Raw genomic sequence first — 14,297 nt, forward strand, 5'->3', positions numbered from 1 at the left:
GCGGGCCATGCGTGACAACAAGATTGTTGTAATCGGAATGGGATATGTTGGCCTTCCCACCGCAGCCATTATGGCAGACGCCGGATTTGACGTGCACGGGGTTGATGTAAACCCGGCTACACTACAGGTGCTCAATGCTGGCGGCTGTCCTATTGGCGAGCCGGAAGTCACCAGGCTTGTGACCCGTGCGCGGGCATCGGGCCGCCTTAAGGCCAGTGATGCGCCGGTGACCGGCGATGTATTCATCATCTGTGTGCCCACGCCCATTACCGGCGACAAAAGGGCTGATGTGTCGATCGTCCGGTCTGCAGCGCGGACACTGGCCAAATATGTGAAGAAGGGTGATCTGGTCATCCTTGAGTCCACCAGCCCCGTAGGCACGACCGAGCATACGGTAGGCGAAGAATTGGCTGCGCAAGGGTTTGATATCCGCGAGGACCTTGACCTTTGTTACTGCCCGGAGCGCGTTTTCCCCGGATCGACCATTTCGGAAATTGTCGAAAATGACCGCATTATTGGCGGCCTGACGCCGCGTGCTGCAGCGCGTGCCAGCGCGCTCTACGCCCGCTTCTGCTCGGGCGGGCGGCTTGAGACGACAGCGGCGATTGCCGAGTTCTCCAAGCTTATGGAGAACACCTACCGGGATGTGAATATCGCGCTGGCCAATGTGTTCGGCCACATTGCCGAAACTGCCGGGATAGACGCGAACGATGCTATCGCGCTGGCCAACAGGCACCCGCGCGTGAACGTGCACAAGCCGGGACCGGGCGTTGGCGGGCACTGTATCCCTGTGGACCCGTGGTTTCTGGTTGACGGTTTCCCCGAGCAGACCGGATTGCTGCGTCAGGCCCGCGCCATCAATGACGGGCAACCCCACCATTTGTGGGCGCGCGTGAAGAGCGCTGGCGCGCCAATCGCGAAAGTTGCGATCCTGGGTGCAGCCTATCGCGGCAATCTTGATGATGCCCGCGACACGCCAGCCGAGCACCTTATCCACGCACTTGAAGCCGATGGCGTGGGCTATGTGGTGCATGATCCGTATGTCTCAAGTTTCCGGATGCATGACGGGCGGATTGTGCCGGTTGGTATCGATCTGGCGCAGACGCTGGAGGGCGTTGATTGCGCCATCATCATGACGGATCACTCCGAGTATCGCGGGCTGGGGCCTGAAGCCTTCGCGGGCATGGCGGGCAAGTTGGTTGCGGATGGCCGCAACCTTGTTGACCGGCGCGCGTTGACGGCTGCCGGCTTCACCGTGATCCCGGTAGGCGCCCCCCTGTTGCGCCCTTCAGCTGCGCCGTCCCATGCGGCCGGGCAGAGCGGCAAGGTGGTAACGCCCGGATAGGCGCATCAGCCTACCCGATCAGCCCTTGCCGGATCAGCTGGCCGATCACCTGTTCAGCGGCCTCCTCGGCGGACATTTCGCCGGTGCGCAGGTGCAGTTCCGCGGTTTCGGGTGCTTCATACGGGCTGTCAAAGCCGGTAAAATTCTTGATCTCGCCGGCTTGGGCTTTCTTGTAGAGGCCTTTGGGGTCGCGCTCGATGCAGAGCTCCAGCGGAGCATCGACAAACACTTCGATGAAGCGGCCCTCTTCCAGCATCTCACGGACCATCTGGCGCTCCGCGCGGAAGGGCGAGATGAAGGAGCAGGTGACAATCAAGCCGGCATCGACAAACAGGCGCGCCACCTCGCCAATGCGCCGGATGTTTTCCACCCGATCGGCATCGGTGAAGCCCAGATCGCGGTTCAGCCCGTGGCGCACATTGTCGCCGTCGAGCGAATAGGTGTGCCGCCCGCCTTCGGCCAGCTTGCGCTCGACCAGATTGGCGATTGTGGACTTGCCCGCGCCCGACAGACCAGTGAACCAGAGCACGCACGGCTTCTGGCCTTTCATGGCCGCCCGGCGGGACTGATCGACATCCATCGCGTGGGTGTGGACATTGCTGGCCCGGCGCAGGCCGAACTCGATCATGCCGGCGGCAACGGTCTGGTTGGTAAACCTGTCCACCAGGATGAAGGAGCCGGTATCGCGCTGGTCGGCGTAAGGGTCGAAGGCTATGGCGCGGGAGGTGGCCAGCGTGCACACGCCGATCTCATTGAGCTTCAGGCTGGTGCCGGGCTCTTTCTCGAACGTGTTCACATTCAGCTTGTGTTTCAGCGTGGTGACGGAGGCGGGCGTCACCTGTCCGCCGGCTTTAAGCAGGTAGGACCGCCCGGGCAGCATTTCCTCTTCGGCCATCCACAAAAGCTCGGCGGCAAACTGGCCGGCAACTTCCGGGCGGGCCTTCGGGTCAGCCAGAATATCGCCGCGCGACACGTCAATATCCCGGTCGAGCACGATGGTAACGGCCTCCCCGGCCACGGCCTCATCCCTGTCGCCATCGGCGGTGACGATACGCGCGATATTGGCGGTTTTGCCACTTAAGGCCGCGACGATCTCGTCACCGGGGGCGATGCGCCCCGAAGTGACGGCGCCGGAAAAGCCCCTGAAATCCAGATTGGGCCGGTTCACCCACTGGACCGGCATGCGGAAGGGCCGCCCGGCTACTTCCTCGGTGGCGGTTTCCACGCTTTCAAGGTGGGCCAGCAGGGTAGGGCCGTCATGCCAGCTCATGGCCTCTGAAGGCGCGAAGATGTTGTCGCCATGCAGGGCCGAGATCGGTATCGGCGTGATGGTGTCAAAGCCGAGCGTTTCAGCGATACGCAGATAGTCCGACACGATCTCGTGGAAGCGCGAGCGGGAATACCCGGCCATGTCCATCTTGTTGACCGCCAGAACTGCGTGGCGGATGCCCATCATGTTGGCGATATAGGTGTGGCGGCGCGTCTGGGTGAGCACGCCCTTGCGCGCATCGACCAGAATGATGGCCAGATCGGCCGTGGACGCGCCGGTGGCCATATTGCGGGTATATTGTTCATGGCCGGGCGTGTCGGCGACGACGAATTTGCGCTTTTCGGTGTTGAAGAAGCGATAGGCGACATCGATGGTGATGCCCTGCTCGCGCTCGGCTTCCAGCCCGTCGAGCAGAAGCGCGAAATCCATCGTGTTTTCGCCGGTGGTGCCGTGCTTTTTGGAGTCGCGCTCCAGAGTGGCAATCTGATCCTCGAACAATAGCTTGGAATCGTAGAGAAGCCGCCCGATCAGCGTCGACTTGCCATCATCCACCGAGCCGCAGGTGATGAAGCGCAAGACCCCCTTGTCACCCGCCCGCGTGAGCCGGCTCAGCACTGTGCTACGTGCGTCCCCTTCGGCCATATCAGAAATATCCCTCACGCTTTTTCTTTTCCATCGACCCGGATTCGTCGTGATCTATCAGGCGCCCTGAACGCTCTGACGTGCGCGCGGTCAGCATTTCCAGCACGATGTCTTCCAGCGACGCTGCATCGGACTCGATAGCCCCGGTAAGCGGATAGCAGCCCAGCGTCCGGAACCGTATCCGGCGCATTTGCGGTGTTTCGCCAGGCTGAAGCGGGAAGCGCTCATCGTCGACCATGAGCAGGGTGCCGCCGCGTTCCACAACCGGCCGTTCAGCAGACAGGTAGAGCGGGACAATCGGAATGTCCTCTTCCAGGATGTATTGCCAGATATCCAGTTCGGTCCAGTTGGATAGCGGGAAGACCCGGATGGATTCGCCCTGCTTGATGCGGGTGTTGAAGGTGCGCCAGAGCTCAGGGCGCTGATTGCGCGGATCCCAAGCATGATGGGCGTCGCGGAACGAGAAAATCCGTTCCTTGGCGCGCGATTTTTCTTCGTCGCGCCGCGCCCCGCCAAAGGCTGCGTCATAGCGATGGCGGTTCATCGCGCCTCTGAGCGCCTCGGTCTTCATCACCTGCGTGTGCAGGTTCGATCCGCTATCGAACGGGTTGATGCCGCGTTTTACACCGTCCTCATTGATCTCTACGCGCAGTTCCAGCCCCAGCGCGCTCGCCAGCGTGTCGCGATAGGTGATCATGTCACGGAATTTCCAGCCGGTATCGACATGCTGGAGCGGGAAAGGGGGGCGGGAAGGGTAGAAGGCTTTCAGCGCCAGATGCAGCATGACTGCCGAATCCTTGCCGATGGAATACAGCATGACCGGGCGCTCGAACTCGGCGGCAACCTCGCGCATGATGTGGATGGATTCGGCTTCCAGCGCTTTGAGGTGAGGCGATAGCGGCCGCACGCGCGCATGGCTGCTACCGGAGAAGCGCCCGGCATAGTCTTGAATGCTTGCGTGGATTTGGGACATGGGCCGCCTGCGGTGCCGATCAACAATCAGGGCTGTACAGCCTATCCAGCCTGTATAGTCAACGCCGCCAGATTGTGAACATCACGCGCCGGACGGGCTATTCCGCCGCGGCGTCCCGTGCGGCCAGCCGCCAGACCAGATCGGCGATGCGCGGGTCGGGCGTGTAATTGGTTGGCGCGTTCACCAGAATATTGCGGATATTTGTGATGTCATACATCTCACACGCCTCGCGCAGCCGCTGCAGCATGGGCTCCAGCTCACTCCACGCCATGGAGGTCACAGGCTCGGTGAGGATGCGCGGATGGCGGGTCGGACGGGCCTGGTCAGAGACCAGCAATTCCTCATACAGCTTCTCGCCGGGGCGCAGCTTGCCAAAGACAATCTCGATATCCCCGGTCTCTGCGCCGCGTTCACCGGCCACATAGGGCCGCAGTCCGGACAGCCTCACGATGCGCCGCGCCAGATCATACACCTTTACCGGCTCGCCCATGTCCAGAACGAACACGTCACCGCCGCTGGCAAGCGCGCTGGCCTGGATGACCAGCTGTGACGCTTCAGGGATGGTCATGAAGTAGCGGGTAACGTCGCGGTGGGTCACGGTTATCGGGCCGCCAGCGGCTATCTGGCGGCGAAACAGCGGCACGACGGAGCCGGACGATTCCAGAACATTGCCGAACCGGACCATGCAAAAGCGGGTGTGCGACTGCTCTGCCGCCAGCGATTGGCAGATCAGCTCGGCCAGGCGCTTGCTGGCGCCCATGATATTGGTGGGCCGGACAGCCTTGTCGGTGGACACCAGCACAAACATGTCCACCCCGGCCTTTATGGCCGAGCGGGCCATGGTCAGCGTGCCAAACGTGTTGTTGCGCAGGCCCTCGACGACGTTTTCTTCCACCAGATGCACATGCTTGTAGGCGGCGGCATGGAATATGGTGTTCACGCCCAGCCGGGTCAGCACCGCGCCCATCCGGCCTTCGTGCTGGACCGAACCGAGCAGCGGGGTGATCGTGACCGGGCACCCTTCCTTGGCGGCCATCGCTTCCAGCTCGCGCTCGATCATGTAAAGCGCGATTTCGGACTGTTCGAGCAGGGCGAGCTGGCTGGGCTTCTGCCTGATTATCTGCCTGCAAAGCTCTGAGCCGATGGAACCGCCCGCCCCGGTGACCAGAACCACCTTGCCGGTGATATTGGCACCGATCAGGGCCGGATCCGGCGGCACGGGGTCACGCCCCAGCAGGTCGTCAGGGGCGACCTGTCTGATCTCGCTGACGCTCGCCCGGCCAGACACGATATCGGTCATATCCGGAATGGTCTGGACCCGGACGGGCAGCTCCTCCATCTGGGCGATGATGCGCTTGCGCTGGGCGAGCGTGGCGCTGGGAATGGCCAGAAGCACCATTTTCGCTCCTGTTGAGCTCACAAGGCGCGGTATGGCTTCAGACGGGTATACTTCCAGACCGCCGACATGGGCGCCGTGCAGGTCGGGCGAGTCGTCAACGAACGCCACCGGCAGATAGTCCGACGCCTGCTGGAGCGACACCAGCACTTGCCGGCCGCACATGCCCGCCCCGTAGATGATGACCCGTGATTTCTGCAGTGATTTGCGTTGCAGGAAGAGGGAGCGCACCGCGAAACGCACGCCGCCAACGAGCACGAACAGTAGCAGGGCGTAGATCAACGGCACGGCGCGCGGCACCAGCAGCTGGAAAAACTGGCTGGCCAACAGCACGAACAGGGCAGAGAGCACCACGCCAAGGCCGATGGCTTTTAGTGAATCGATGCCGATGAAGCGCACCACGCTGCGGTAAACGCCCAGCCTGTCGAAGATCAGCAATGTCACAGGAAGGGTAATGGCCAGCGCCACCCAGATCTGCGGCGCGCTTACCCAGTGCAGGCTGTCCAGACGCAGGACCATCGCGGCGAGAAAGCTCGCTGCAATGAAAACGGCATCCACAGCCGTCAGGATCACGCGCTTGACCGGGCGCGGCCAGTTGAAAATCTGGTCAAGACCGCCGGAAATCACCGATATCCGCCTTTCCTGCGCGCTGGCGGCCCATCGCGTGGCCCCATGAGATGGGGCTGTCCATCTGTGCTGCCAACGCTCCGGTTCCCCCCGCCCGCCGCCTTGATGTGCCTTAAATGGAAGGCGCGGGCATATCTGAACACGTCAAGTTTGCCAGACAGGGTAATACTCTATTGCTTCGGCGACAAACTTTGTGTGACAGGTTGGACGCCGGGCCGTCCAGGGGCGCGAGGGACACATGATCCGGATTTCCTGCCCGGTATGCGAAGAGAGCCATGTGGAAGCCTTTTTTGAAGAAGGTTCGCGCAGCTATAGCCGCTGCCTGCAGTGCGGCGCGCGCTATCTCGATCCGGGTTCGCGGCTGGATGGCGATGCGGAGCGCGCCCAGTACGATCTGCACGAGAATGATGTGGCTGATCCTGGCTACCGGCGCTTCCTGTCGCGCTTGTCAGTGCCGTTGCTGGAGAGGCTGGCACCGGGCGCGCAAGGTCTCGACTATGGGTGCGGTCCCGGCCCCGCACTGGCGGCCATGATGGAGGCGGCGGGCCATTCCATGGCGTTGTACGATCCGTTCTACGCGCCAGCAACGGCGGTGCTGGAGCGAAAATACGACTTCATCACCTGTACCGAAGTGGCCGAGCATTTCCATGATCCCGCCGGTGAGTTCGAGCGTCTGGACGGCTTGCTCAAGCCGGGCGGCTGGCTGGGCATAATGACGTGTTTTCATACCGATGATGCGCGGTTTGAGGGCTGGCATTACCGCAAGGACCCCACCCATGTCGTGTTCTACCGTGAAGAGACGATGCACTGGCTGGCAAACCGGTTCGGCTGGGAGTGTGAAATCCCCGCCAAGGACATCGCCCTGATGAGAAAGCGGTGAGCACGGTCCTGCACGAGGAACGTCTTCAGGCGGTGCTGGACGTGCTGCATCTGGCCGGTGCGCGCTCGGTCGCCGATCTGGGCTGCGGCGACGGTGCGCTTATTCTGCGCCTTCTGGATGATCCCGGCTTTGTCCGTGTTGCCGGTGTCGAGCAATCGGTGACGGCGCTGGCTGCGCTGCGTGCTGCCCTGGCGCGCCGTGATGGCGATGCTGGCAGCCGTGTGACGCTGATCGAAGGCTCCATGCTCGATCCGCGCCCAGAGCTGGCAGGATATGACGCGGTCACCATGGTCGAAACGATCGAGCACCTGCCCCCTGACCAGCTTTCACGGCTGGAAAGGGCGGTTTTCGATGTCATCGCCCCGAAAGTGACGATCATCACGACGCCCAATGCCCAATACAACGCGCTGCTCGGCGTTCCCGCGCACCGCTTGCGCCATCCTGAACACATGTTCGAGTGGGGCAGGGACCGTTTCCGGCAATGGGCTGAAGGCGTTGCTGCGCGTAACCGCCGGCGCTGGCTGGTGCGCGATATAGCCGGGGTACGCGAAGGCGTGGGCGGTGCCAGCCAGATGGCCGTGTTTCTTGATCCCGATCTTGTGATCTGAGCGCAATACGCCTTGCATTCGCCGCAAAGCATGCGCATATCCACGCCCAGCGCATAAGTGCCGCGTACGTAGAAGGGCCTCTCGAAGGCTTCAAGCGCGGCCTGATCGGACCGGTAGCGGACATGTCCGCGATCTTTCAGTCCGGGCGTGGGATGTATGATCTGTCAAGGTGGCAGGCCCATCCCCTAACCGGCGGCTGATCTGCGCAGTTGTCAAAAAAGAACAATAACTCCCCACGGGCTGCCGCGAACACCGCGCGCCCGATGAAAGGCATTGATATGACTAAATTTACTGAGCTGGGCCTCGCGGCCCCGGTCGAGCGTGCGGTCGTGGATGAAGGCTATGAAACGCCGACACCGATTCAGGTGCGCGCGATCCCGCCGCTTCTGCAGGGCAAGGATGTTGTCGGCATCGCCCAGACCGGCACCGGTAAGACGGCCGCCTTCGTGCTGCCGATTCTCACCCGTCTTCTGGCGGAGAAGAAGCAGGCTCCGGGCCTGTCCTGCCGCTGCCTGATTCTCGCACCAACGCGTGAGCTAGCCGCCCAGATTGGCGATTCCATTGCCGTTTATGGCCGCCATACCGGACTGACCCATGCGGTCGTGTTCGGCGGTGTGAAGCACGGGCCGCAGGTGCGTGCGCTTGCGCGTGGCCTGGATATTCTGGTGGCCACGCCCGGCCGTCTGCTCGACCATGTGGCCGACCGCAAGGCGCGCCTTGATCTCACCTCGCTCGTCGTTCTGGACGAAGCCGACCAGATGCTGGATCTCGGCTTCATGCCGGCGCTTCGCAAAATCCTGCACATGGTGGGCAAGCCGCGCCAGACGGTGATGTTCTCCGCCACCATGCCGCCGCCCATACGCGCGCTGGCAGACGATTTCCTGCGTGATCCGGTGACGGTGGCGGTAACTCCGCAATCGCGCCCGGTGGAGCGTATCGAGCAGGCCGTGCTCTATGTCGGCACGGCTGAAAAGCGTCAGGCGCTCATCGATCTGATGGCACCGGAAGCCAAGAAGCGCACCATCATCTTCACCCGCACCAAGCGCGGGGCCGACAAGGTGGCGAAGTTTCTGGCCGAGTACGGCCACAAGGCCGCCGCCATTCACGGCAACAAGAGCCAGAGCCAGCGCGAGAAGGCGCTCGCAGCGTTCAAGACCGGCGAGATGCGCGTGCTGGTGGCGACCGATATCGCCGCGCGCGGGCTGGACATTGATGGCGTGGAGCTGGTGGTGAATTTCGAACTGCCCAACGTGCCGGAATCCTATGTGCACCGCATTGGCCGCACGGCGCGCGCAGGCGCGCAAGGCCGGGCCGTGGCTCTGGTTGCACCGGACGAGCGTGGCCTGCTGCAGGATATCGAGAAGCTGACAGGGCTCCGGATCAAGGGGCTTAATGATGCTCCGCCGATTTCCGGCCCGACCCGGCCCGTACAGCCTCAGCGCGGTCAGCGCCGTGGTGGCGGCGGCGGCCAGGGCGGCAATGGCGGCGGCGCACATCGCGGCCAGCAGGGCGGCGGCGGGCAGAAACGCTCACGCAATAATCGCCGCCGCAAGCCCGGTGGCGGGCAGGGCGGTCAGCGCCAGAGCGCGTAACACATCTGCACCTTGTCATCCCCCGGCCGCGTAGCGGTCCGGGGGATCCAAGCTTCTTTGGTTCCGCAACGCATCCGCGTTGCGATGTTCCGCGAACCCCCGCCTGCGCGGGGGCAGGCAGTCGCTGGGCGCAAAGGCCCGTCCCCGGCCTGACCGGGGATCGCGCTTTTCAGGCCACAAAGCGGCCTGCAAGGCCGACCGGCCGCCGGGCACTGCCTGTGCCCGGTTTGATCGGGGATTGCCCGAAGCGACGCACGGATGTGCGGAGCATCAGAGAAAGATCGGTGTTGAACCGGGACTACCCCCGCTCCAGCGGCGTCATGTCGAAATGCAGCACGTCCTCGCGCGCGCCAAGCTTGGTGTAGAGCGCTACCGCAGGCGGATCGACGTGATCGGCCTGCACATAGACTACCCACGCGCCCACATCGTGCGCGAGGCGCCGTGTCTCGTTCACGAGCGCGGTGGCGACGCCTTTACGGCGATGCGCCTCGTCCACGGCGAGGTCGTAAATGTAGATTTCGCTGCGTTCTTGCTCGAACTTGACCAGCACATAGGCCGCGAGCGCGCCGACAACTTCGCCGCTATCGACAGCCGCCAGCGCGATGAAATCAGGATTAGCCAGCAGCCGGTCGCGATAACCCGCAGAGGGCATGGCACCGGTATAGGTATCCGGTTCCTCAAACGCCTTTCCAAACAGCGTCAGCCATTCGGCGAACAGGGCTGTATCGTCTTGGGCTAGCCGGACGATCTCCATTCTTGCCCTGCCCGCTACTCCGCTGCCGCGCGGATGGCGTCCGGGCTGGGGGCAGACGCTCTCACTGCCGGATCGACATGGGTCTCGAACTTCTCAAAATTCGCCACGAACATGTCCGCCAGTTTCAGCGCCTGCGTGTCATAGGCCCCTGCATCGCTCCAGGTCTGGCGCGGATCGAGAATGGCCGGGTCGATGCCAGGTACCGACACCGGCACATCAAAGCCGAACACCGGATCCTTCCGGAACTGGGCCGCAGACAGCGATCCGTCGATGGCCGCGTTCAGCAGGGTGCGCGTTGCGCGGATCGGCATGCGATGGCCCACGCCATAGGCACCGCCCGTCCAGCCTGTATTGACGAGCCAGCACTGCACGCCGTGGCGCGCGATCAATTCGCGCAGCAGATTGCCGTACTCTGCCGGATGGCGCGGCATGAAGGGCGCGCCAAAGCAGGTAGAGAAGGTGGCGGACGGCTCGGTCACACCCTTTTCGGTGCCTGCAACCTTGGCCGTATAGCCCGACAGGAAGTGATACATGGCCTGCGCCGGGGTTAGCCGGGCAATCGGCGGCATCACGCCAAACGCGTCGCAGGTCAGCATGACCAGCGTGGAGGGGTGGCCACATGTATTCTTGTCGCAGGCATTGGGAATGTAGTGCAGCGGGTAGGCCCCGCGCGAGTTTTCGGCCAGCTCGGCGCTATCAAGGTTGAGGTCACGCGTCGCCGGGTCCATGACGACGTTTTCCAGCACCGTGCCCCACATGGATGTGGTGGCGTAAATGTCCGGCTCTGCCTCTTTCGACAGGCGGATCATTTTCGCGTAGCAGCCCCCCTCGAAATTGAACAGGCCGTTCTCCGACCAGCCATGCTCGTCATCGCCGATCAGCTTGCGCTTTGGATCAGCCGAGAGCGTGGTCTTACCCGTGCCGGAGAGGCCGAAAAAGACCGCGCTATCGCCCTTCTCGCCGACATTGACCGAGCAATGCATCGGCATGACGTGCTTTTCCGGCAGCAGATAGTTCAGGATGGTGAAGACCGCCTTCTTGGTCTCGCCGGCATAGGATGTGCCGCCGATCAGGACCAGCTTTTCGGCAAAATTGATGGCGATGACGGTTTCAGAGCCATGGCGTGTGCCGTGACGGCTTTCATCGGCGCGGAAGCTCGGCAGGTTCACGATGGTGAATTCTGCTGCGAAGTCCGCCAGCTCTGCCGCGTCCGGACGGCGCAGCAAATGGCGGATGAAAAGCGAATGCCAGGCCAGCTCCGACACCACGCGCACGTTCAGCCTGTGGGCCTTGTCGGCTCCGGCAAACAATTCCTGCACGAAGAGCTCGCGGCCCTCCATATGCGCGCGCATATCACTCCAGAGCGCATCGAAATGCGCCGGTGTCATCGAGGCATTGAAATCCCACCAGATGCGCGATTCGGTATTGTCGTCGCGCACGGTGAACTTGTCGCGCGCCGAGCGGCCGGTGTGCTGGCCGGTCTCGACCAGCAGCGCGCCACCCTTTGCCACACGGCCTTCGCCGCGGCGGATGGCTTCCTCATACAAAGCCGGTTCAAGCCAGTTGATGTTCAGCTTGCCTGGACGGGTAATACCCAGATCGCGCAGATCGCGGATCGGCGTTGCTACGTCAGACATGATCACTCCCTCAGACTGGCCCGCTTGCCGGGGCCTTGTCGTGCATGACCACCCTTCTAGCCCCGAAAGGCGGCCAAGGCCAAGTACGCAAAGTGCGGCGCTTTCCCTCCGGCGTGCCGGCGCATAGGGTGGCTTGCAGGCAAAGTCAGGGGAGATTGGCAGATGACAGGGCTGACAAAAATGCTGGCGGGAATGGCGTTGAGCGCCAGCCTGCTGGCCAGTGGCAACGCAGCGAACGCGCAGGAGGGCAGTGTGAATCTCGATGTTGCGCAGGTGGAACGCTTCGCCCGGCTGGCGCTGGATTGTGTACACCGCGAATACCCCAACAAGATCGCGCACGTGCTGCATTCGGACGCCGATGCGCTGCCACCCAGCCAGCTCACCCCGATCTTCTATGGCTGTTATGACTGGCATTCCGCCGTGCATGGCCACTGGCTGCTGGTGCGCTTGATGCGCCTTAACCCCGGTGCGCCGATCGCGGCTGAGGCACGCGCCGCGCTGGAGCAGAACTTCACCAGCGAAGCCGCCGCCGTGGAGGCTGCTTACATGTCCGGCGAAGGCCGGGCATCGTTTGAGCGCCCTTACGGGCTTGCCTGGCTGCTTCAACTGACCGCAGAGCTGCGCGCCTTTGACGATGCTGACGCGCAGCGCTGGGCCGAAACCCTGCGGCCGCTGGAGGAGGTGGCCGTCAGCCGCTATCTCGAATGGCTGCCCAATCTTGTCTACCCGGTGCGGTCCGGCACGCATAACCAGACCGCGTTCGGCTTTGCGCTGGCGCTCGACTGGGCACGCCAGACCGGGCATGGCGAGCTGGAAGCGCTGCTGGTGGAGAAGACGCGTGAGTTCCATCTGGGCGATGTGAACTGTCCGCTGGCCTATGAACCATCGGGCGAGGATTTCCTGTCGCCCTGCCTGATGCAGGCCGACCTGATGCGCCGGGTGATGAGCCGAGCAGAGTTTTCTGACTGGCTGGCCGCCTTCATGCCGCAAATTCCTGAGGATGGCAGCGCGGACTGGATCAGTCCCGGCGTGGTGCTGGACCCCACCGACGGCAAGCTGGTCCATCTGGACGGGTTCAACCTGTCACGTGCCTGGAATCTCGACGCGATTGCCGCCCGCCTGCCCGAAGGCGATGCCCGTATTGCCTCGCTGCTCGCCGCAGCGGCCGAGCACCGCGAAGCGGGCGTCGCATCGGTCTCTGATGAACACTATGAGGGCAGCCACTGGCTGGCGAGCTTTGCCACCTATCTGGTGACCGGCAAGGCGCTGGAGGCGATGGTGCCGGAGTAGACCCGGGGCCAGACCTTCTTAAACCGGATGAACACCACAATCCGGGTTCCCCGGCTTGACCGGGGATCCAGACGAGGCTTCCGGCATGTCTGAACGGCGACCGGTATCAGAAGACCTCTACACCCCGCCTCGAAGCTTCGGAGCCGTCTGACGATGTTCTGAAGTTACTGGGTCCCCCGTCGGGGCGGGGGACCCCGGTGGAGGGGACGGTGCTGAAACTGGTGATCCTGGCCCGCCCCGGAATGACGAAAGACATGCTGGCGGTTCAGGTCGTCGGGCAGTCCTTCGACGGGGCAGGGGGCTCTGGCAGGTCGTCACCGGGCAGGGGAATGTATTCGTTCTCGCCCGGCGGCAGGGTGAAGGGCGTGCGGTCCCAGCCGCCAGCGGCGCTGGCGCGCCAGTCTTCCTTGGCTTTCTCAAGGCGCGCCTTGGAGGACGAGACAAAGTTCCACTCAATGAAGCGCTGGCCCACTACCGCGCCGCCGAGCACCATCACCCGCGCGCCATTACCGGTCGTGAGCGTGGTGGTGGCACCATCAATCGCGCCCATCTGTCCGGGCTCCAGCGCCACGCCGCCCATCTCTACATCGCCGGACACCAGATAGACCGCCAGCTCGTCATGGCCTTCGGGCAGGGTCAGGGACGCGCCCGGTTCCATCTCCGCATGGAAATAGATCGTCGGCGACAGCATGGTCGTGGGCGCGGTGTGGCCGTAGGCGCTGCCGATAATCAGGCGTATCGTGGCACCGCCTTCGACGAAGACCGGCAGCGTTTCGGCGGCATGATGCTCGAAACTGGGCATGTCTTCCTCACGCGCTTCGGGCAGGGCGATCCAGGTCTGGATGCCGTGCAGGGAAAAGCCGCGCGCGCGCACTTCCGGGTCGGTGCGCTCTGAATGCGTGATGCCGCTGCCGGCAATCATCAGATTGACGGCGCCGGGCAGGACTGCCTGCGACACCCCGAGACTGTCGGCATGGTGCATCTCGCCCTCGAACAGATAGGTGACGGTGGCCAGCCCGATATGCGGGTGCGGGCGCACATCAATGCCATTGCCGGGCGCGAATTTTGCCGGACCCATCTCGTCGAAGAACACGAAAGGGCCAACCATGCGCTTTTTGGCAAAGGGCAGGACGCGGGCTACCTGAAATCCGCCCAGATCCTTCTTGCGGCCGTCAATGATGATGTCGGGCTTGCCCATGGATGTCTCCTCGATGGCGGTTGCGGCGCGTAGGCGCAGGCCGATTGAATGGTACAGTCAGCAATAGTAGATAGAGCTTATAGCA

At 63.1% G+C, this 14,297-nt stretch carries 11 protein-coding genes; 5 read left to right on the forward strand and 6 right to left on the reverse strand.

The window, feature by feature from the left end; genetic code table 11:
* Window positions 1-7 precede the first annotated feature (7 nt).
* On the forward strand, window positions 8-1,345 hold the full coding sequence (locus ACQ5ID_RS05380) for a nucleotide sugar dehydrogenase (protein WP_429911438.1): 1,338 nt from the start codon (window positions 8-10) through the stop codon (window positions 1,343-1,345).
* 10 nt (window positions 1,346-1,355) lie between these two features.
* On the opposite strand, the gene cysN is transcribed toward ACQ5ID_RS05380, so the two are convergent.
* The 3 genes from cysN to ACQ5ID_RS05395 all read right to left on the reverse strand — a co-directional run bounded on the left by cysN (window position 1,356) and on the right by ACQ5ID_RS05395 (window position 6,253).
* Window positions 1,356-3,257 carry a sulfate adenylyltransferase subunit CysN gene (cysN, locus tag ACQ5ID_RS05385; protein ID WP_429911439.1) on the reverse strand — a complete coding sequence of 634 codons (1,902 nt, stop codon included), beginning with the start codon at window positions 3,255-3,257 and terminating at the stop codon, window positions 1,356-1,358.
* Window position 3,258: 1 nt separating this feature from the next.
* Complete coding sequence (cysD, locus tag ACQ5ID_RS05390; protein ID WP_429911675.1) at window positions 3,259-4,110, reverse strand: sulfate adenylyltransferase subunit CysD; 852 nt, start codon at window positions 4,108-4,110, stop codon at window positions 3,259-3,261.
* 217 nt (window positions 4,111-4,327) lie between these two features.
* On the reverse strand, window positions 4,328-6,253 hold the full coding sequence (locus tag ACQ5ID_RS05395; RefSeq protein WP_429911440.1) for a polysaccharide biosynthesis protein: 1,926 nt from the start codon (window positions 6,251-6,253) through the stop codon (window positions 4,328-4,330).
* Between the two features lie 238 nt (window positions 6,254-6,491).
* Between ACQ5ID_RS05395 and ACQ5ID_RS05400 the strand changes: the two genes are divergently transcribed.
* From ACQ5ID_RS05400 to ACQ5ID_RS05410, 3 genes are all read left to right on the forward strand, one after another.
* The gene (locus ACQ5ID_RS05400; protein WP_429911441.1) at window positions 6,492-7,133 is read left to right on the forward strand and encodes a class I SAM-dependent methyltransferase; all 642 of its coding nucleotides are present in this window, start codon (window positions 6,492-6,494) and stop codon (window positions 7,131-7,133) included.
* A complete protein-coding gene (locus ACQ5ID_RS05405; RefSeq protein WP_429911442.1) occupies window positions 7,130-7,741 on the forward strand; it encodes a methyltransferase in 612 nt (203 codons plus the stop codon). The genes ACQ5ID_RS05400 and ACQ5ID_RS05405 overlap by 4 nt, the downstream gene beginning before the upstream one ends.
* Before the next feature lie 278 nt (window positions 7,742-8,019).
* A complete protein-coding gene (locus ACQ5ID_RS05410; protein ID WP_429911443.1) occupies window positions 8,020-9,333 on the forward strand; it encodes a DEAD/DEAH box helicase in 1,314 nt (437 codons plus the stop codon).
* Window positions 9,334-9,631: 298 nt separating this feature from the next.
* Here the strand turns inward: ACQ5ID_RS05410 and ACQ5ID_RS05415 are convergent, their stop codons facing one another.
* Both ACQ5ID_RS05415 and ACQ5ID_RS05420 read right to left on the reverse strand, forming a co-directional pair.
* A complete protein-coding gene (locus ACQ5ID_RS05415) occupies window positions 9,632-10,087 on the reverse strand; it encodes an AAC(3)-I family aminoglycoside N-acetyltransferase (RefSeq protein ID WP_429911444.1) in 456 nt (151 codons plus the stop codon).
* A gap of 14 nt (window positions 10,088-10,101) precedes the next feature.
* Window positions 10,102-11,730: a phosphoenolpyruvate carboxykinase gene (locus tag ACQ5ID_RS05420; RefSeq protein ID WP_429911445.1), complete on the reverse strand. Its 1,629-nt coding sequence runs from the start codon at window positions 11,728-11,730 to the stop codon at window positions 10,102-10,104.
* 156 nt (window positions 11,731-11,886) lie between these two features.
* Between ACQ5ID_RS05420 and ACQ5ID_RS05425 the strand changes: the two genes are divergently transcribed.
* A complete protein-coding gene (locus ACQ5ID_RS05425) occupies window positions 11,887-13,014 on the forward strand; it encodes a DUF2891 domain-containing protein (RefSeq protein WP_429911446.1) in 1,128 nt (375 codons plus the stop codon).
* 265 nt (window positions 13,015-13,279) lie between these two features.
* Here ACQ5ID_RS05425 and ACQ5ID_RS05430 read toward each other — a convergent pair whose 3' ends face one another.
* A complete protein-coding gene (locus ACQ5ID_RS05430) occupies window positions 13,280-14,212 on the reverse strand; it encodes a pirin family protein (RefSeq protein WP_429911447.1) in 933 nt (310 codons plus the stop codon).
* Window positions 14,213-14,297 lie beyond the last annotated feature (85 nt).

The sequence above is a fragment of the Glycocaulis sp. genome (genome assembly GCF_050485565.1).
GTDB lineage: Bacteria > Pseudomonadota > Alphaproteobacteria > Caulobacterales > Maricaulaceae > Glycocaulis.